Origin of the sequence: Sorangium sp. So ce117 (assembly GCF_051524395.1) — a bacterium.
Lineage (GTDB): Bacteria > Myxococcota_A > Polyangia > Polyangiales > Polyangiaceae > Sorangium > Sorangium cellulosum_B.
Window position 1 is genome coordinate 4,911,668 of sequence record NZ_CP150309.1, and the last position, 18,340, is coordinate 4,930,007.

The window sequence follows — 18,340 nt, forward strand, 5'->3', positions numbered from 1 at the left end:
AGATGGACGAGCCGTTCGAGCGCGCCGAGGTGCTCGACAAGCCCGGGATCGTCGGCGCGCGCTGGTGGCACAAGGGCCTGGCCGACGCGCCGAAGGACGCGTCGCGGCGGAACGCGATCCTGGCCGCGCTCGGCGCGGTCGGGCTCGTCGGCGTGGCGGCAGCGATCGCCGTGGCCGCGGACGGGTGCTCGGACGATGAGACCGCGGTGCAGAGGAAGCGGGCGCTCGACATGCAGCGGACCTTCGGCTGGAGCTTCGGCGCCGCGCAGGAGAGCGTGACGTTCGACGGCGAGTCGAAGAAGCCGTTCGACCGGGCCGCGCTCGCGAGGATGTCCACCGACCTCAGGCCGGCGGACGAGGGCGCGCGCGCTTACTACGTGCCCGCGCTGTTCGAGTCGCCGTCGGCCGTGCCCACGCTCGTCGCCGAGGGAGATCCGGCGCCCATCACGCCGCTCGGCGACGTGCTCCGGCCGATCTTCACGCCGGCGATGGACCGCGCCTACCGGAGCGGCAAGGCGCTCGCGTCGCTCCTCCTCGCCGCCCGGACGGACAGCGGCCTTCGCCGCGACATCGCGGTCATCGTGGATCTCGACGGCCCCGAGTCGGTGGCCTTCGCCGCGGGCGCGGCGGAGGCGTTCGACCCGGTGTTCACGTTCGACAACTGGCCGCACCCGCGGGGCGTCGTCAAGGCGCACCTGACGCTCGCCGCGGCGGCGTACTACCAGCCGCTCTTCACCCGCTCGGTTCCCGGCCCCCGCGCGACGATGTTCGTCCTCGATCGACAGCGGCTCTCGCCCTATTCGGACGACGCCATGCAGTTCGACAACCGGCATGTCGCGAGGCTGCCGTCCGCCGATGCGCTCTGGGACCGAGGGGTTCGCCATGTGCTGGTCGTGGTGCCCACGGAGAGGGACACGACCGAGTCGGACGACCTCAACGACGACTTCGTTGCGTTCCGGTCGCGCCGGCTCGATGTCGGGTTGATGGCCGCGAACGTCTTTGCCGCCGACCCGGCGGAGCCGAAGCCCGCGAACGAGACGGAGGACTGGCCTCCTTACTACTATGGCGGCCGCGCCGCGTCGCACGGCTGGTTCTGGAACGACTATCCGTGGGGGCCGCCCCCTCGCCCGGCGCCGGTCGAGCCGAGCGCGCCGAGGCCGGGCAAATTGTACGTGCCGACGCAGCGCGCGACGCCGTTCTCGAGCGGCACCGCATCGAGCGGGGTGTCGCCGATCCCGGACGGCTTCGGGACGGTGCCAGTCGTCGTGGCGCTCGGCACCGGCGTGATCCTCGGCGCGGCCCTCAGCCGGAGCGGCTCGTGGAACCGGGCTTCGGGCGGATACGGAGGCTGACCGTGGAGCACTCGATCTTCGCGATGGAGGTGTGCGCGCGCATGGACCCGGGGAGCACGCTGCAGCGCGCGCTGCACGATGCCGTCCAGGTCCAGTTCGAGAAGATGAGCCTGCAATACAAGTGGTACCAGTACCGCCGCGCGCAGATGGCGCTGCTGTCGAATCTGCACGCCCTCGAGAAGGGGTGCTGGGACTACTTCGATAACGACTCCCGGGCGCTCAACGATTACGGCATGTGGTCCCGCGGCATGATCACGGAGGAGGGCGCGCGCAAGGGCCCGTCGGGGACGCCGGACCCGTACCGCGGCCAGCCCCGCTACCTGACCTTCACGATGGCGTTCCTGCTGATCCAGGGCTCACCCACGGATCGGATGCTCCGCACGGTCTGCGACATCCCCAAGGACCGCCTGTGGCGCCGCGACGTGTTTGGCCACATCCTCCAGAACCTCGGTCACGTGAGCTTCGCCAGCGTGAAGTCGGATGTCATCTACCTGATCCCGCGGGACGAGGGCTGGGCGCTGACGGCCGACGATCTGACGGATCCCAAGTTCCACTACCTGCGGAAGATCGTGTAACACCGTGTAGCCCAGCGAGTCGCCCGTCGTTGTCTGGTGGGTCGAGCGAGGTCGATGCGTGATGGATGAAACCGAGCTGGACACGATCGCGGCGCTCCGGAGCGAGAACGACCGCCTCAGGCAGCGCGTCGCCGAGCTCGAAAAGGAGCGCGGGAGCGACGACCCGGATCTCGCGTTTCATCTCCCCTATCGCCAGATATTCGAGCACTTCCCCATCGGCATCGTCGTCCGTCGCGCGGATGGCGCGTCCATCGGCGCCAACCGGCTACATTATGCGGCCACGGGGGTCGAGCCGCCGACGCCGGAGACCAAGCTGCACAACATCCTCCACGACGAGCAGGCCATCGAGGGGGGATTCGCGGCGGGGTTCCTGCGCGCGGCGCAGGGCGAGATCGTCGAGCTGGAGCCGAAGCTCGTTGATGTCTCCCGCGTGGGCTTGCCGGGCGCCTACGACATCAAGCTATGGATTGACACGCTCTTCTTCCCCGTCACCGACGAGGCGGGCGCGCAATACGTCATCGAGACGCACCGCGACGTGACCCGGCAGCAGCTCGAGCTCCTCGATCGCCAGGCGGCCGAGGAGGAGAACCGGCGGCTCCAGGAGGAGATACAGCGCACGCGGGAGGCCGCGCTGCGCGCCCTCTCCACGCCGCTCATCCCCATCGCCGAAGGCGTGCTGGCCATGCCCCTCGTCGGCGACTTTGACAGGGATCGCGCCCGCCAGGTGCTCGAGACCCTCCTCGACGGCGTGGTCCAGCGCGGGGCCCGCACGGCGATCCTCGACGTCACCGGCGTCACCGGCGCCGGGCAAGAGGTCGCCCAGGGGCTGGTCCAGATCGCCAAGGCCGTGCGCCTGCTCGGCGCCGAGGTGGTGCTCACCGGCGTCCAGCCGCAGATGGCCCGGGTCATCGCCGCCATCGAGGAGAGCCTCCACGGCGTCGCCGTCGTCCGCAGCACCCTCGAGAGCGGCATCGACCACGCGCTGCGGGCACGCCGGGCGGCCGGGCGCTGAGGGGCCGCCGAGCGCGCCCAGGCGAGCGACCGTTCACGCGTTCCCGACCGAGTTGAGTCAGCGTCGGAACGGCAGGGCCAGCACCTTCCAGAACTGCTGCGACGGCGGATAGCCCGCGGAGCGGTCGACGCCCAGGCGGCGCGGGGCCGCGTCCGGCCGGTACACGAACGTCCCGAAGACCAGATCCCACAGCGGAAGTACGGTCCCGAAGTTCCGGGCCTCGTCGATGTCGGCGCTGTGATGATAGCGGTGCAGCTCGGTGCCGACGAACACGTAATTCAGGAATCCGGCGCGGATGTCGACGTTGAAGTGCGAAATCATCGTCTGCAGATCGATGAGCAACATCGCCGCGAAGACGGCCTGCGGCGACAGCCCCAAGAACAGCAGGGTCGACTGGATCAGCACCGCCGAGATGAGCGCGTTGAGAGGGTGAAACACGCCGTGCATCACCACGTACACGCGATCCGGAAGGTGATGCGCCAGGTGGACCTTCCACAAGAAGCGCCCCAGGGCTCCGTTGCCTTCGTGGCTGAGGCGATGGAACCCGTACTGAAGCAGCTCGAAGACCACGAGCGAGCGGGTGCTGACGCGCTCCCTGGAGGACATCCTTCAGGGCAGCATCTGCTGCCTGTACGCTCCGCGGATGGCGTCGGAGGAGGGGGCCCTGTTCATGCTCCGCTGCGAGGCGGCGGCGGCGCTGGTGCGGCTGATGACGAGCTGGGTCCACAAGGGAATGCCGCGCTCGCCGGAGCGGATGGCGGAGGAGAGCACGGCGCTGCTGCATCGGGTCCTCGCGGACGAGCGGGCCTCTGGCGACGGTGCCTGACGCGCCGGTGTTGTCGTTCGTGACGCCGATGCTGGAGCTCTGCGAGCGCGGCATGATGGGCGAGATCCACGTCGAGCCCTGAGGACCCGCTCACGGTCGCAGCCAGCCCGCGCGCTCGACCACGCCGGCCGCGCCCTCCGGGGCAGCGGCGGGGGCTTCACCCGCGAGGCCCGCGCGCGCCCACGCCTTCTCGAAGGCCCACCTCGCCTTGAGGCCGCAGCGCTCGAGGCCTGGAATCGTCACCTCGTTCGCCGTGCCGAGGAACGTGCTCCACGCGAGCGGCCCGTCCGACGCGCCGACCGCGAGCGCGGCGAACGAGGCCTCCGGCCCGTCGGCGCACCCCTGCATGATGCAGAGATCACGCTCGAACACGGCGACGAGGTAGGCGGAGAGGCGGCGCTTCATCTCGCCATCGAGGGCGGGACCGACGTCGCGAAGCAGCCTCCAGCCGAAGCGCGCGTGGCCCACCTCGTCGGCGAGGATGCCCGTGAGCACCTCCCTGAGCTGCGCGATGGCGGTGCGCTCGCGCTCGGCGCCGATGACCGCGACGGCGAGGGTCTCGCCGCAGCAGCTGATCGCGATCACGTTTCGCAGGACAGCCTCGAGGGGCGGGAGCCCGTCGTGCGCGGGCACCGGGTCGAGGGGCGGGAGCGCCGAGACTGGAACGCCGCCGAGCGCGGCCAGGACGCGCGCCGATTGCAGGCCGTGCTCGACCTCCTGGCGCGCCATATCGGTGACCTCTCGCACGTCCTCGTAGGGGAGCCCGGCCGCCATCAGCTGCGGCACGAGCCCCGAGAAGACGCGGGCCGACGCGAACTCCGCGGCCATGTGGATGCGCCAGTGCTCCTGCGCCCGCCCGCGGTCCTCGTCGGTGAGGGCCTCGACGCCGGGGAGGTCGAGCGGGGACCTCCGCACCGCCTCGCGGAGGTCGACGAACGGCGCTGGCGTCACGCCGGGACCTCGGCCAGAAGCGCCTCGAACTCCTCGTCGGGCTGGACGGGCGGCGCGAGCGGCCCACGCGAGATCGGCGTCCAGCAGGACCAGCCGGTCACCCGGACGGGCTCCGGACCGATCGCGGGCTCCTGGGAGGCGGCCGCCTGCGCGTCGGAGGGCAGGCGCGCGGCCGCGCCGGCGGCGGCTGCGTCCGTCACGCCGCCGGCGCTGGCCTCGGAGGCCACGAGCGCCATGGTGGCCGCCCCGGCGCCGACGGAGAGGGCGGCGATCTGCATTGCCATCCGGATGCCTCGCTGCTTGGTGATCATTTTCGGCTCCATGGCTGTGCTCCTTCAGGTCATTCGCGGCGGCGTGACGCGCGGCCGCCCGGTGAGCAGGCGCTCTTCGCACCGGCGCACCGGCGATCATTCGTCGGAGCGCATGCGTGAAGCTAGCCTGCGGACTCGAGGATACAGGGCGTGAGGGCGCTGGAAATGCCAGAGATCGCCGGGGATCCCGGCTTCCCGGCGTTCTCCGTCATGCAGGCGCTGGCGCTGCTCCTCGCCGCCGCGCTGCTCCGGCGGCGCCTGCTCCGCCTTGACGGGATGGGCGGCGCACGGGGCGCGGACGGCACGGACGGAGCCGGCAGCACAGGCGGAGCTGGCAGCGCGAACGGAGCAGGCGGCGCGCTGCGGGTGGCGGTCGCGATGGCGCTCGGCAGCGTCATGGGCGGCGCGCTGCTCGGCCCGGCGCTCCGGGTGCCACGAGCCGCGCTCGGGCGCGTCGAGCTGTTTGCGCCGGGCTGGCCCATGGCCTACGGAGCGCTCGCCGGCGCCGCGCTCGCCACGGCGCTCGCCGCGCGCTCGGTCTGGCCAGGAAGACGCGCGGGGCCGGCGGCGCTCGATGCGCTCGCGCCGGCGCTCGGCGTGCTCGTGGCCGTCGGGCGGGGCGGGTGCTTGCTCGCCGGTTGCTGTTTCGGCGCGCCGAGCGATGCGCCGTTCGCCGTCGCCTTTCCGCGCGGGACACCCGCCCACGCCGAGCACGTCCGGCTCGGCGTGATCGACGCCGCCGCGCTCTTTTCGCGCCCAGTGCACCCTGCGCCGCTCTACGAGGCGCTCGTCGGCGTCGCGATGCTCGGCGCCGGCCTCGCGCTGCCGCGGAGGTCCCGGCGCGGCGCCGCGTTCGCGACCGTGGCCGTCCTCTACGCCGTGGGCCGCTTCGCCGTCGAGCTCGCCCGCGCCGACCCGCGGCCCACGGCGGGTCCGCTGACGCTGCCTCAATGGGTGAGCCTCGCGGTCGTGGCCATGGTGGCGTTTGCGTGGGCGCGCGGCCGCTGAGCGAGAGGCACAGCGCGCGGTCGAGAGCCAGCTCTCCTGTAGCTATTCGACTCCCGCGCTGGCGCTCCAGCCCAGACCGACGCGGGCGCTGACTGGAAGATCGGACTGAGCTCGCTCTCCGGTTGCCCCGCCGGAGCCGTCGATCGCACACGCCCGGGGCGCCTCCGTGTCGAGGCAGCTGCGGCCAGCCCCGCTACCTGACCTTCACGATGGCGTTCCTGCTGATCCAGGGCTCACCGACGGATCGGATGCTCCGCACGGTCTGCGACATCCCCAAGGACCGCCTGTGGCGCCGCGACGTGTTTGGCCACATACTCCAGAACCTCGGCCACGTGAGCTTCGCCAGCGTGAAGTCGGATGTCATCTACCTGATCCCGCGGGACGAGGGCTGGGCGCTGACGGCCGACGATCTGACGGATCCCAAGTTCCACTACCTGCGGAAGATCGTGTAAACCGAGGGATACCGCATCGAGAAGGTCTGTCTACGAGGAGTCGAAGGGCGAGACGCCCGCCCGCCGGCGCGTGGGATTGGCCGGCAGAGGTGAGAGCAGCAGTCGGCCGCTGCCTTACCAGGCGTCGATCTCGTTCGAGAGCGGCACGCGCGCCGGCAGGCCGAAGAGGCGCGCGGCGAGCTGCGCGGAGAGCCCCGCGGCGAGCGCGTTGTACGCGCTGGCGTCCTCGTCATAGCGCCGGCGCTCGATGCTCACCCGGTTGTCCGCGCCGGCGAGCTCCGCGTCGCGCTCGGGCGAGGGCGCCGCGCCCTCGTGGCGCGCGCGGGTGCGCTCCCGGCGCTCGACAACGTTCTCGACCTGCGCCCTCCTGCGTTCCACCTCGGCGCGCCCCTGCTCCAGCGAGGCGCGCGCCGAGAGGAGCAGGCCGCCGAGCACCAGGGCGATCGCCGAGAGGGCGGCGCCCGCCCAGCGGAGCCGCCGCCGGGCCGCGGCCCTCCGCGCCGCCTCGCGCTGCCGCCGCGCCGCGAGTTCCTCCACCGCCCGGCGCACGTGGTGGGGTGGTATCTCGAGCTCGGCGCCGACGCGCTCGAGATCCTCGATGCGGAGCCGATCCTTGTCCGCCTCGGCGAGGCGCGCGGCGAGCGCGATCACCTCGTCGACGTCCTCGTAATCGATCTTCCTCGCCTGCTCCGCTTCGAGCTCTGTCGCACGCTCGTTCATCGACGTTCCTCCTACCAGCTCGAGCTCGCGCCGCCGCCCCCGAATGATCCGCCACCGCCGCTGTAACCGCTGCTCGATGACGACGACGAGGAGGACGAGGACGAGGAGTACGACGAGGTCGAGCTCGAGGCGGAAGACGAGCCCGACGACGCGGCCGGGCCGCTGGCGGGCAGGAGCGTCATGGCCGGGAACAGGCCGAACAGGAAGCACATGAAGAGCGCCAGGTAGAGCGACACGTCGACGGAGCTGACGAGCCCGAACAGACCGGCGCCGAACGGGACGACGATGGCGATGGCGATGGCAGATAACCTCACGCGCCGCAGGAAGGGTTCCTCCGGCGCTCTCTTCAGAAACAGGCTCCGTCCGGCGACCAGACCCATCAGCGTCGCGATGAGCATCACGCCGAGGAGCGGGCCTGCCTGCTTCGTCAGGTAGGTCGATGCGGCGGCCTGGGAGAGCGCCCCGTAAGCCGATACCGACGCGAACGCCGCGAGCCCCGGGACGACCAGGAAGGCGAGGACGGCCGTGGCGGCGATAAGCAGTTTCCCTCGCCGGCCCGCCATGTGCTTTTCGAGATCGCCCAGCGTCGCAGGGGAGCGCGGCGCGCGCCGGACCACGAAGCCGAGCAGGACGCCGAACAGCGCACCGAGCGCGTAATGCGCGATGTAGCGCGCCTCGATGTGCGTCGACGGTGACCCGAGCATCGCCAGCGTCCCCCCCGGCCCCATCTTCTGGTCCACCGTGAGCGCGACCAGCCTGCCCACCACGAAGCCCGCGGCGCTGCCGTACCGCGAGCGCCGGAGGTCGTCGCGGGACGCGTCGAGGATCGCGCGGCACACGCCGTCGGTCAGGATGTCCTCCAGGCCGTAACCCACCTCGATGCGCATCCGCCGGTCGTCGATGGCCAGCGTGTACAGCACCCCGTTGTCCTGCTTCTCCGTGCCCCCGCCCCAGGCCTCGGCGATCTCCAGCGAGTAATCCTCGATGGGCACGCCGCCCGTGGTCCTCACGAGCAGAACGGCGATCTGCACGCCGGTCCTCTCGCGGTGCGCGAGGAGCTTGCGCGCGAGGTCGTCTCGCTCCTCCGGCGTGAGCACGCCCGCGTGGTCGTTCACCGGGGCCTGGATCGTCACGGCCGGCGCCGCGAGCGCGTAGGATGCCGTGAACAGGATCACAAGCACGCCGAGCGCTGCGGCGAGGAGGAGCCGCACACCGCGGCCACTCCCCACCACCGTTCCCACCCCCGGCCACCCTCCCGGTCGAATTGAGCTCATCCGACCATGGAGAGCCCGGGTCGAGGGGAGGAGCAACACCGAAGCCCGGATCGGACGCCACGGCATTGCGTCGTGACGCCGCCCATCTGGGTGGGGAGCATCGCCGCGCTCCTGGGCGGCGAGGCGCGCCGGAGCGAGATCGCGCACGATCTCGCGCCCCTCGTGGAACGCGAGATCCTGGTGCGGCGCCGCGAGAGCCGCTTCTCGGGCGAGGAGGAGCTCGCGTTCCGGCACGCGCTCCTCCGCGAGGGGGCGTATGCGACGCTGACCGAAGGTGACAGGACGCTCGGACACAAGCTCGCCGGCGCGTGGCTCCCCGGCGTTCGCTGGGGACGGCCGGCCACCGGCGTAGGCGTGGAGGCTGATTCAAACAGCCCTCGGGGCGATCAGCCGAGTGAGCAATCAATCCTTCAAGCCTGAGCGCGCCCCGCTCACTTCATGGATGTGTCGGCGCAGCTCCCGCACTACGCGAGCATTTCAGGGCGCTCCGGCGCAGACCCCACGCTCCACGGCGACACTCCCGCATTCATGCGGAGCCGCACCGGCGAGGTCGACCTGGGCGCCGCCCGCGCTGTCCCGGGCGCGCGCCAGGCGCTCAGCGGAGCTGCGGCCGAACTTCAGGAACACCGCCGGCGTGACGACGATGTCGAGCAGCGTCGACGAGAGCAGGCCGCCGAGGATCACGACCGCGACGGGCTGCAGGATCTCCTTGCCCGGCTGGCCCTTGGACAGCGCGATGGGCACGAGCGCGAGGGCGGCGGTGAGCGCGGTCATCAGCACCGGAACGAGGCGTTCCAGCGAGCCGCGGACGATCATCGCCTCACCGAACGACTCGCCCTCTTCCTTCATGAGGTGGATGTAGTGCGAGATCATCATGATGCCGTTGCGCGAGGCGATGCCACATAGCGTGATGAACCCCACGAGGGTCGCGACCGACAGGACCCCGCCGGTGAGCACGACGGCGAGCACCGAGCCGACCAGAGCGAGCGGGATATTCAAGAGGATCTGGAGGGCCACGCTCCACGAGCGGAACTGGGAGTAGAGGACCACCAGCATCCCGGCGAGGCTCGCGATCGAGAGCAGCCCGATGAGCCGCGACGCCGAGCGCTGGCTCTCGAACTGCCCGCCGTACGTCGCGTAGTAGCCCGGCGGCTTCGGGATCGCGTCCACGGCGCGCTGGATATTGCTCACGACTTGCTCCAGATCGCGCCCCGCCACGTTGGCCGAGACCACGATGCGTCGCTGCGTGTCGTCGCGGCTGATCTGGTTCGGCCCCATGCTCTCCGTCACGTCGGCGAGGTCGGACAGCGGCACCTTCGCGCCGCTGGGCGTATCGACGAGCGTGCGCCGCAAGGCGTCGATGTCCTCGCGGAGCTCCGGCGGGTACCGCAGCACCACATCGATGGTCCGCTGCCCCTCCAGAAGCTGTGTGACGGTGCCGCCCGCGAGGGCGAGCTCGAGCATCTCCGAGAGCTGACCCGCGTTGACCCCGAGCTGCGCCGCGCGCTCTCGGTTCACCTTGATGGCGATCTGCGGGATGAGCACCTGCTGCTCGATTTGCAGGTCCTTCACCCCGGCGACGCCCTGCATCGCGTCGCGCGCCGCCTTCCCGAGGCGCCGCAGCTCGCCGAGATCCTCGCCGAAGATCTTCACGGCCACCTGCGCGCGGACGCCCGAGAGCAGGTGGTCGAGCCGGTGCGAGATCGGCTGGCCCACGTTGATCGCGACGCCGGGGATCTTGTCGAGTTGGTCACGGATGTTGCCGAGGATCGCCTCCCGCTCACGCTCGGACGCCCTGAGGTCGACATCAATTTCGCTGTAGTGGACCCCCTCCGCGTGTTCATCGAGCTCCGCCCGGCCCGTCCGCCGCCCGGTCGACACGACCTCGGGGACCTCGTGGATCAGCTGCTCGGCGAGCGTGCCGAGGCGACTCGACTCGGCAAGCGACGTGCCAGGCCTGGCGATGACGTTCACGGTGAGCGTCCCCTCGTTGAACGGCGGGAGGAACTCGCCGCCCAGGAACGGCACCGTCGCCGCGGCGGCGAGGACCAGCGCGCCTGCCGCCGCCATCACGGCCCCGGGGTGCCGCAGCGACGCCGCGAGCACGCGCCGGTCCGCGGCCTTGAGCTTGCGCACCAGCCAGCCGTCCTCGTGGCTCATGCGCTTCATGGACGGCAAGAGATAGGAGCAGAGCGCGGGAGTAACCGTCAGGGATACAACCAGCGATGCAAGGATCGACACGATGTAGGCGACCCCGAGCGGGGCGAAGAGCCGCCCCTCGATGCCGCTCATGGCGAACAGGGGAACGAAGACCAGGACGACCAGGATCGTCGCGAAGACGATGGAGCTCCGGACCTCGCTCGACGCGTCGCGGATGACGTCCATCGCCGGCCGCGGCGAGGCGAGCGCCCTGTTCTCGCGCAGGCGCCGGAACACGTTCTCCACGTCCACGATGGCGTCGTCGACGAGCTCGCCGATCGCCACCGCGAGACCGCCCAGCGTCATCGTGTTGACCGACAGGTCGAAGGCCCGGAACACGAGCGCGCTCGCGATGAACGAGAGCGGGATGGCGGTCAGCGTGATCGCGGTCGTCCGGAAGTTGAGCAGGAACAGGAAGAGGACGATCGTGACCAGGATCGCGCCGTCGCGCAGCGCCTCGACCACGTTGTGGACCGCGCCCTGGATGAAGGTCGCCTGCCGGAAGAGGCGCGGGTTGACGGTGACGCCCGCGGGCATCGACCTCTGCAGCTCGGCCACGGCCTTGTCGATGCTGCCGGTGAGCGCGACGGTGTCGGCGCCCGGCTGCTTCTGCACCGAGAGGATCACGGCGGGCTTGCCGTCGATCGACCCGTCGCCGCGCTTGATGCGCGCGGCCTCTTGCACCGTGGCGACCTGCGCCAGGGTCACCGGCGTCCCGTTCCGCAGGGCGATGACGGTCGCGGCGATGTCCGCTTCGGTCCGGGCGCGGCCGAGCGTCCGCACGAGGAACTCCAGCCCCCGCCGGTCGACGTAACCGCCTGTGGTGTTGGCGTTCGCGCCGGTCAGGGCGCGCGAGATCTCGTCGAGCGACACCGCCGCGGCCGCGAGCTTGGCCGGGTCGACGGTGACCTGGATCTGGCGGACCTCGCCGCCGATGGGGATCGCCTGCGCGACCCCCGGGATCGTGAGCAGCCGCGGCCGGATCACCCAGTCAGCCTGGGTCCGGAGGGTCATGGGTGAGACGCCCTCGCCCTGCACCCCGATCAGCAGGATCTCCCCCATGATCGAGGCGACGGGCCCCATCTGCGGCGTGACGCCCTTCGGGAGCTGCTCCGTCACCGTGGCAAGGCGCTCGGCGACGAGCTGTCGGTCGCGGTAGATGTCCGTGGACCAGTCGAACTCGATGTACACGACGCTCAGGCCGACGCCCGAGGTAGAGCGCACGCGCTCGACCCCGGGCGCGCCGTTCATCACCCGCTCGAGCGGCACCGTGACCAGCGTCTCCACCTCCTCGGGCGCCAGCCCGGGAGCCTCGGTCATGAGGGTGACCGTCGGCCGATTCAGGTCAGGAAAGACGTCGATCGGGAGCTTCAGGAGCGAGTACGTCCCGTAGACGAGCACCAGCGCCGCCGCGGCGATGACGAAGAGGCGGTTCCTGAGGGAGAAGCGGATCAGGGTTTCGAACATGGTTCTTGCTAGCCCCCGGCGGCGAGGAGGACGGCCATGGCGCCGTCGACGACCACCCGCTCTCCCGCCGTCACGCCCGCCGTGATCCCGATCGCGCCGGCGGACTTCGGCCCGATCGCGACCGCGCGCAGCTCGAACGTCTCGGGGCCGGTCTTCACGACGACCGTGGGCGTGCCGCTGCGATCGAGCAGCGCCGACACCGGGACCACGACGCTCTCGACGGGCGCGCTCCCCGCCATGCCGATGTTGACGAGCGCGCCGACGCGCGCGCGCCGGTCCTTGTTGTCGAACTCGAAGAGCGCCTGGACGGTGCGGGTCGCCGGGTCGACCAGCGACGCGACGGCGAGGCGTCTGGCCTCGAAGCGCGCTGCGGGATCCGTGACGAGCGTCACCTCCGCTCGATCGCCCGCGAGGCGCGCCGCGTCCGCCTCCGGCATGCGCACGTCGACCCAGAGCGTCGCGAGATCGACGACGCGCCAGAGCTCGGTGCCCTCCGCGACCTGGGCGCCCGGGCTCACGCGGCCGGAGACCACCGTCCCGTCGATCGTCGCGCTGAGCCGCTGCGCGCCCACCCCGCCCGCGAGCACCCCGACGTCCGCCCGGGCGCGCGCGACCTCGGCCCGGGCGATTTCCACCTCGGCCTCCGCGGCCTGGATGTCCTTCTCGGCGACGATCCCCTTGAGCTCGCGGCGTCGTGCGAGCTCGCGTTCGGCCAGGCCGAGCCGCGCCTCGGCTGCGGCGACCCGGGACGCGGCGTCGCTGCGCGAAAGCCCGAGCTGCGCGCTCTCCGCGCCGCCCAGGCTCGGCCGGAGCGTCGCGAGGAGCTGCCCCTTCTTCACGTCGTCGCCGAGCCGGAGGAACCCGCCCTCGGGCGGGAAGAGCCGGCCGGACGTCGGGGCCACGACGGCGAGCTCGCCCGCGGGGCGCGCGACCACGGTGCCGATCTGTCCCAGGCTCGTGGCCAGCGCGCCGCGCTTCGCGCGCCCGGTGCGCAGCCCAAGCAGGAACTGGGTCTCGATCGGCACCCGGGCCACGTTCGGGTCTGCCGCGGCGCTGGCTGCGGGCTTTGCCGGCACGCTGTGGTCCTCGCCGCCGTGCGCGTCGGCGCGCTCCCCGAGGCCCGTGACCGCGAGGGCCGAGGCGATGGCGAGCGCGGCGGTGATGGACAGGGATCGGGCGCGGCTCACGAGGCCCCCTGCGCGAGCGCGGAGGGATCCTCGGGGCGACGGGTAGCGGCAGGCGGCCTCCGCCGCGAGCGACGCCCGAGCGCATACCCGATCCCGCCGCTGAGCACGGCCAGCGCTCCTGCGGCCGCCGCCAGGCCGCCGAGGGGCACCTCCCGGCCCGGCGTCATCCCGGTCGGCGCGGCGGCGGGCGCGATGGCGCCGAAGCGCAGGTCCCCGACGAGCACGAGGTCGAAGGCGTCCCCGGCCTCGACCGACACGACCCCGTTGGCCGTTGCTCCTTCCGGGGCAGCGGGGAGCGCGACCTCATAGACGCCGGCGGCCGCCGTCTTCCCCGCGTCCGCGGCGAACGTCAGCCCTCCCTTCAGCTCGAGGCGGACACGCGCGCCTTCGACCGGCGCGCTGGAGTCGGCCCGAGCGACGTAGAGGCGCGCGGGCAACGGTCCTTCTGCCTCCTTGGCAGGGTATTTGATGACGACCGAGAACACCGCCGTTTCCCCGGACACGACGTGCTCTGTCCCGGTGCTCGCGGCGGTCGGCGCGGCGGGCGCCGCGTGATCCTCGCCGCCGTGCGCGGAGGCGCGCGGGGCCGACGCGTAGATGGCGATGGCGAGCGCCACGGCACACGCGAGGTGCTTCTTGTGCATCATGGTTCTTCTCCGAGCGCCCTGCTGCGTAGCCCTTCTCGACCATCCCTCGGCCTCTCCCATCCGAGCCCGCCAGAGGTCATCTCAGTGCCCCGCGTGGTCGTGCCCTGCGTGGTCGTGCCCCTTCTGGCCGTCGTGCCCCGCGTGGCCTTCGAGATGGAACGCGAACCGGAGCGAGGTCGCGGTCCCTCCGGCCGGCGTGATGCTGAGCACCCCGTCCACGTGATCCTGCTTGATCGGGTCGATCTTGCCCCGCAGCACATCGGCCTTCTCGTCGTAGGCGAGCTGGGTCTCCTTCGCCCCCGCGACGACGGGCCGGAGGCTCGCCGTGACGCCCTTTGCGGAGCGAGGCTTCTCGGCCGAATCCAGCATCCAGACCGTGATGTCGCCGGTCTTCTCGAGCTTCACCTCGACATGGCCGCCTGCGAGCGACTGGACGACGCCGCCATGCGGAGAGCCGTGGGCGTGGTCGCCGGCCGGATGGTCGGCGGGCGCGTTGGCGAAGGCCGCCGTCCCGCTGGCTGGCACCGTGAGCGTCATCTTCATCGGCGCGCCGCGGACCTTCAGATCCCAGGTGTAATCCCCGTTGTCCGGCGCCGGGCCCTTGGCCGAGAGCGAGCCCTTCGCCTCGTCCGGCGCGAGCGTCAGGGTCTGCTTCTCGCCCTTGCCCTTGGGCTCGATCGTGATGGTGCCGGAGACGTCCTTCGGCGGGATCGGCGTCCGGATCGCGTCGCTGACGTAGAGGTGGATGGCGCCGTCCGCCCCGACCACGACCTCGACGTGGTTGTCGCCCTCCATGGTGACCAGGCCTCCGTGACGAGCGTTGTGATCCGCGTGGGGGCGCGTGCTCGCGGCGCGGTCCTGGGGCGCATTCGTGGGGGGCGGCGCCGCGGCGGGAGCTTGTGTCGAGGCGGCGCTTTCGTGGTGGTGGCCAGGTGTCTCCTTCATGGAGCAGGCCACAAGCGGGATCGAGACGAGCAGAGAGAGAAGGATTTGGCGCATCGTGCTTTCCTGGAGCCGAGGTTGTTGCCCTGGCGAGCACAGGCCTGAGCAACGAGCGCGCCAAGCGGTCGCGCGCCGGGATCCCGGGCTTCTGCGCGGCGTCCGGTCCTCGCGGTGACCTCGACGGTCACGATCCTGTGACCGCATCGGTCACAAACCGTTCCCCCGCCGGGGCGGGGACCGCGTTGGCCGGGCCTGATCGGCGGGTCAGCACGCCGGTCAGCGCTCGATTGCGGCCCCGGTACGCGGCTTGCGAGGATGCCCCCGTCCATGGCTCCTCCTCCCGCTCCACAGCGCCCGTATCGACTCCGCCGCCGGCTGCTCCTGGTCATCAGCCTCCTCGTCGCCCTGGTCGCCGTGAGCGGCGTCGCCACCGTGCTCACGGGCCTCGCGTCCCGCCGCGCGATCCTGGAGGCCCACGACCTCGAGGTGGCCTCCCGCCGGGCTGCGCTCCTCAGCGTCACCGCGCGCGAGCAGTACATCCACGAGGCCCACACGATCATCCTGCGCGACCGCTCCCACGTCGCGCACCACGACGCCTGGGTGAGCGAGCTCGGCGCGAAGCTCGCCGAGCTGCGGCCCGGCCTCGACGCCGAGGCGGCCACGAAGCTCGACGACATCGAGAAGGCGAGCCGCGAGCTCAGCCAGCTCTTCTCCACGGTCATCCTGCCCGCCATCGATCGGCAGGACTCGCACGAGGTCCACCACGCGCACGACCGCGCGAACGCGCTCGTCGACCGGATGACGCAACATGCGGACAGCCTGGCGCGGCACTTCGACGAGCGCGCCATGGCCGCGGAGCGCCGGGCTGAGCAGTTCATCCGGTTCGCTTTGATCCTCGCGACGGCCGTCTGCGCGCTCGCCGCGGCGCTCGCCTTGATCGCCGGGCGCAGGCTCTGGCGCTCTTTCTCCACCCCGCTCTCCTCGCTCGAGCGCGTCGCCGGGCGCGTCACCGCTGGAGATCGCAGCGCCCGCGTCGAGCCGGTGGCGGCCGTGGAGCTCGCGGCGGTCGCCGACGCGTTCAACCGGATGCTGGACGCGCTGTCGCGCACCGAAGCCGAGCTGGTCGCCTCGGAGCGGCTGGCGGCGGTCGGCCGCGTCGCCGCGGGCGTCGCGCACGAGATCAACAACCCCATCGCCGTGATCCGCGGCTACGTGAAGACGATGGCGAAGGAGGCGGAGAAGCCCGAGCTCCGCGAGGAGCTCTCGATCCTCGACGAGGAAGCGGCGGCCTGCCAGCGGATCGCGGAGGAGCTGCTCATGTACGCGCGCTCTCCGATCCTCTCGCCGCGCCCCGTGCAGGCCGAGGAGCTCCTCAGGGACGCTGCCTCGCACTGCGACGGCGGGCCGGGGCGGCGCGACCAGGGCCCGCTCGTGGACGCCGAGCCAGCCTTCATCAACGTGGATCCGCTCCGCATCCGGCAGGTCATCGTCAACCTCGTGACCAACGCGCGCGAGGCGACCTCTGGACCCTCGGAACGTGATGAGATCCTCGTGCGCGGAAGGCGGCAGGACGATGGCTACCGGATCGAGGTCCTGGACCGGGGAGCCGGTGTTCCCGAGGAGGCGCGCGAGCGGCTCTTCGAGCCGTTCTTCACGACCCGCCGCGACGGCACCGGCCTCGGCCTCGCGGTCTGCTATGGTCTGGTGACCGCGCACGGCGGGACCATCCGGGCGGAGCCCAGGCCGGGAGGCGGGTCCCAGTTCGTGATCGACCTGCCGGGCGTCCTCATCGAGGAAGCAAGGGAGAGCCAGGAGCGCGCATGAAGCCGACAGTGCTCGTCGTCGACGACAAGGCGAACATGCTGGCGCTGCTCTCCAAGGTGCTCGGCAAGAGCGCCAAGGTCCTGACGGCGCGGGGCGTGCGAACGGCGCTCCAGATCCTTGAAACCGAGCCGGTCACAACCGTCGTCTGCGATCTGCGCATGAACGACGGGGACGGGCTGGAGGTGCTCCGGGCAGTGCGCGCGCGCTGGCCCGGAGTGCCCTTCATCCTGATGACCGCGTATGCGTCGGTCCCGACCGCGGTCCAGGCCATGCGCGAGGGCGCCTATGATTACGTGACGAAGCCGTTCGACCCGGACGAGCTGCGCGCGCTGGTCGAGCGGGCCATGGCGCAGGCCGCGGTGCTGAAGGGCGAGCAGGACGCGCCGGACGCCCAGGGCTTTGCGGGCATGACGGGGCGTTCACCCGCGATGCGGGCGCTCTACCAGCTCATCGAGCGCGTGGCGCCGACGGACGCGACCGTGCTCATCCTGGGCGAGACGGGCACCGGGAAGGAGCTCGTGGCGCGCGCCATCCATGAGCACTCGTCCCGCGCGTCGCACCGCCCCATCGCCGTCAACTGCGCGGCCATCCCCCGTTCGCTCATCGAGAGCGAGCTCTTCGGCCACGCGCGCGGCTCGTTCACGGGCGCGGCCACGGATCGAGCGGGGCTCTTCGAGGAGGCGCACGGGAGCACGCTGTTCCTCGACGAGATCGGCGAGCTCAGGCCGACGGTCCAGGCGAAGCTCACGCGCGTGCTCGAGGAGCGGGCGGTGCGGCGCATCGGCGAGTCGCGCGAGCGCAAGGTGGATGTGCGGCTCATCAGCGCAACGCACCGCGACCTCCGGGCCATGGTCAAGACGGGCGCCCTCCGCGAGGACCTGTGGTTCCGGCTCAACGTCTGCGTCGTCGAGCTGCCCCCGCTGCGCGAGCGCGCGGAGGACATCCCGCACCTGGCGCAGCGGTTTCTCGCCGAGCGAGCGCCGCAGTCGCGCTCGTCCGCGACCGGGTTCTCGGCGGGGGCGATGAGCGCGCTCCAGATGTACCGGTGGCCTGGCAACGTGCGCGAGCTCAAGAGCGCCGTCGAGCGGGCGCTGGTCATCGAGACGACGAGCGAGATCCGTATCGAGTCGCTGCCGTCCGAGGTGCAGGGGGCGAGCCCGCTCCGGCTCACGAGCTCGAGCGACGTGGACCTCGCTCAGCTCTCGTATCGGGAGGCGGTCGACGCGTCGCGCGAGGAGATGAACCGGCGCTACCTGGAGGCCGTGATGCGCCGCTTTCGCGGCGACGTGCTGAAGGCCGCCGCCCACGCGGGCGTCGAGCGGGAGAGCTTCTACCGGCTCCTCCGCCGCTGCGGCCTCTCCGCCGACGACTTCCGCGAGGAGCGCCGGGGCACGGACGGATCGAAAAACTGAGCGGGCATTCACCGCGAATCATGGGCGAGCCGGCGGCTCGAACGCCGGAAACCATTGACCTGCTCGCCCGCCATCGCGGGCGTCATCGGGCACCGCCTCCTGCGGGAGCGCCGAGTGGCCCCTCGAAGCGACAAGCGGCGCCCGCGGGGTGCCTGGGATGTAAGAAACCCGAACCGCGATC

The 18,340-nt window shown here is 71.6% G+C and carries 18 protein-coding genes; 9 read left to right on the forward strand and 9 right to left on the reverse strand.

The annotated features are described in order from the left end of the window. Positions 1-2: 2 nt before the first annotated feature. The 3 genes from WMF46_RS18250 (at position 3) to WMF46_RS18260 (ending at position 2,939) form a co-directional block, all read left to right on the forward strand. Positions 3-1,352, forward strand: coding sequence for a hypothetical protein (locus WMF46_RS18250; protein WP_437987907.1), 1,350 nt, complete (start codon positions 3-5; stop codon positions 1,350-1,352). Positions 1,353-1,354: 2 nt separating this feature from the next. After that, positions 1,355-1,927: a hypothetical protein gene (locus WMF46_RS18255; protein WP_437986770.1), complete on the forward strand. Its 573-nt coding sequence runs from the start codon at positions 1,355-1,357 to the stop codon at positions 1,925-1,927. 61 nt (positions 1,928-1,988) lie between these two features. After that, positions 1,989-2,939 (forward strand): STAS domain-containing protein, encoded by a 951-nt coding sequence (locus tag WMF46_RS18260; protein ID WP_437986771.1) that lies wholly within the window; start codon positions 1,989-1,991, stop codon positions 2,937-2,939. 57 nt (positions 2,940-2,996) lie between these two features. Here WMF46_RS18260 and WMF46_RS18265 read toward each other — a convergent pair whose 3' ends face one another. Further along, complete coding sequence (locus WMF46_RS18265; RefSeq protein ID WP_437986772.1) at positions 2,997-3,509, reverse strand: sterol desaturase family protein; 513 nt, start codon at positions 3,507-3,509, stop codon at positions 2,997-2,999. A gap of 10 nt (positions 3,510-3,519) precedes the next feature. Between WMF46_RS18265 and WMF46_RS18270 the strand changes: the two genes are divergently transcribed. Continuing rightward, entirely contained in the window at positions 3,520-3,765 is a 246-nt protein-coding gene (locus tag WMF46_RS18270; RefSeq protein ID WP_437986773.1) for a TetR-like C-terminal domain-containing protein, read from the forward strand. 90 nt (positions 3,766-3,855) lie between these two features. Here WMF46_RS18270 and WMF46_RS18275 read toward each other — a convergent pair whose 3' ends face one another. Together WMF46_RS18275 and WMF46_RS18280 are read right to left on the reverse strand one after the other, a co-directional pair. Continuing rightward, positions 3,856-4,716 carry a hypothetical protein gene (locus WMF46_RS18275; protein ID WP_437986774.1) on the reverse strand — a complete coding sequence of 287 codons (861 nt, stop codon included), beginning with the start codon at positions 4,714-4,716 and terminating at the stop codon, positions 3,856-3,858. After that, the gene (locus tag WMF46_RS18280) at positions 4,713-5,039 is read right to left on the reverse strand and encodes a hypothetical protein (protein ID WP_437986775.1); all 327 of its coding nucleotides are present in this window, start codon (positions 5,037-5,039) and stop codon (positions 4,713-4,715) included. The genes WMF46_RS18275 and WMF46_RS18280 overlap by 4 nt, the downstream gene beginning before the upstream one ends. A 138-nt stretch (positions 5,040-5,177) precedes the next feature. On the opposite strand from WMF46_RS18280, the gene WMF46_RS18285 reads away from it, so the two are divergent. Next, on the forward strand, positions 5,178-6,035 hold the full coding sequence (locus tag WMF46_RS18285) for a prolipoprotein diacylglyceryl transferase family protein (protein ID WP_437986776.1): 858 nt from the start codon (positions 5,178-5,180) through the stop codon (positions 6,033-6,035). 209 nt (positions 6,036-6,244) lie between these two features. After that, positions 6,245-6,487, forward strand: coding sequence for a hypothetical protein (locus tag WMF46_RS18290; protein ID WP_437986777.1), 243 nt, complete (start codon positions 6,245-6,247; stop codon positions 6,485-6,487). A 114-nt stretch (positions 6,488-6,601) separates the two neighbouring features. Here WMF46_RS18290 and WMF46_RS18295 read toward each other — a convergent pair whose 3' ends face one another. After that, on the reverse strand, positions 6,602-7,207 hold the full coding sequence (locus WMF46_RS18295; RefSeq protein ID WP_437986778.1) for a hypothetical protein: 606 nt from the start codon (positions 7,205-7,207) through the stop codon (positions 6,602-6,604). Between the two features lie 11 nt (positions 7,208-7,218). Continuing rightward, the gene (locus tag WMF46_RS18300) at positions 7,219-8,448 is read right to left on the reverse strand and encodes a TPM domain-containing protein (RefSeq protein ID WP_437986779.1); all 1,230 of its coding nucleotides are present in this window, start codon (positions 8,446-8,448) and stop codon (positions 7,219-7,221) included. Positions 8,449-8,553: 105 nt separating this feature from the next. Between WMF46_RS18300 and WMF46_RS18305 the strand changes: the two genes are divergently transcribed. Beyond that, a complete protein-coding gene (locus tag WMF46_RS18305; RefSeq protein WP_437986780.1) occupies positions 8,554-8,901 on the forward strand; it encodes a hypothetical protein in 348 nt (115 codons plus the stop codon). 57 nt (positions 8,902-8,958) lie between these two features. Here the strand turns inward: WMF46_RS18305 and WMF46_RS18310 are convergent, their stop codons facing one another. The 4 genes from WMF46_RS18310 to WMF46_RS18325 form a co-directional block, all read right to left on the reverse strand. Next, positions 8,959-12,147 (reverse strand): efflux RND transporter permease subunit, encoded by a 3,189-nt coding sequence (locus WMF46_RS18310; RefSeq protein ID WP_437986781.1) that lies wholly within the window; start codon positions 12,145-12,147, stop codon positions 8,959-8,961. 8 nt (positions 12,148-12,155) lie between these two features. After that, positions 12,156-13,334, reverse strand: a complete 1,179-nt coding sequence (locus WMF46_RS18315) for an efflux RND transporter periplasmic adaptor subunit (RefSeq protein ID WP_437986782.1) — start codon at positions 13,332-13,334, stop codon at positions 12,156-12,158. After that, complete coding sequence (locus WMF46_RS18320; protein WP_437986783.1) at positions 13,331-13,981, reverse strand: hypothetical protein; 651 nt, start codon at positions 13,979-13,981, stop codon at positions 13,331-13,333. Before WMF46_RS18320 ends, WMF46_RS18315 begins: the two co-directional genes overlap by 4 nt. 81 nt (positions 13,982-14,062) lie before the next feature. Further along, positions 14,063-14,980, reverse strand: coding sequence for a hypothetical protein (locus tag WMF46_RS18325; RefSeq protein WP_437986784.1), 918 nt, complete (start codon positions 14,978-14,980; stop codon positions 14,063-14,065). Positions 14,981-15,250: 270 nt separating this feature from the next. Here WMF46_RS18325 and WMF46_RS18330 point away from each other — a divergent pair, with 270 nt between their 5' ends. Together WMF46_RS18330 and WMF46_RS18335 are read left to right on the forward strand one after the other, a co-directional pair. Next, a complete protein-coding gene (locus tag WMF46_RS18330) occupies positions 15,251-16,747 on the forward strand; it encodes a sensor histidine kinase (RefSeq protein WP_437986785.1) in 1,497 nt (498 codons plus the stop codon). Beyond that, positions 16,744-18,159 (forward strand): sigma-54-dependent transcriptional regulator, encoded by a 1,416-nt coding sequence (locus WMF46_RS18335; protein WP_437986786.1) that lies wholly within the window; start codon positions 16,744-16,746, stop codon positions 18,157-18,159. The genes WMF46_RS18330 and WMF46_RS18335 overlap by 4 nt, the downstream gene beginning before the upstream one ends. The last annotated feature ends 181 nt before the right edge of the window (positions 18,160-18,340 follow it).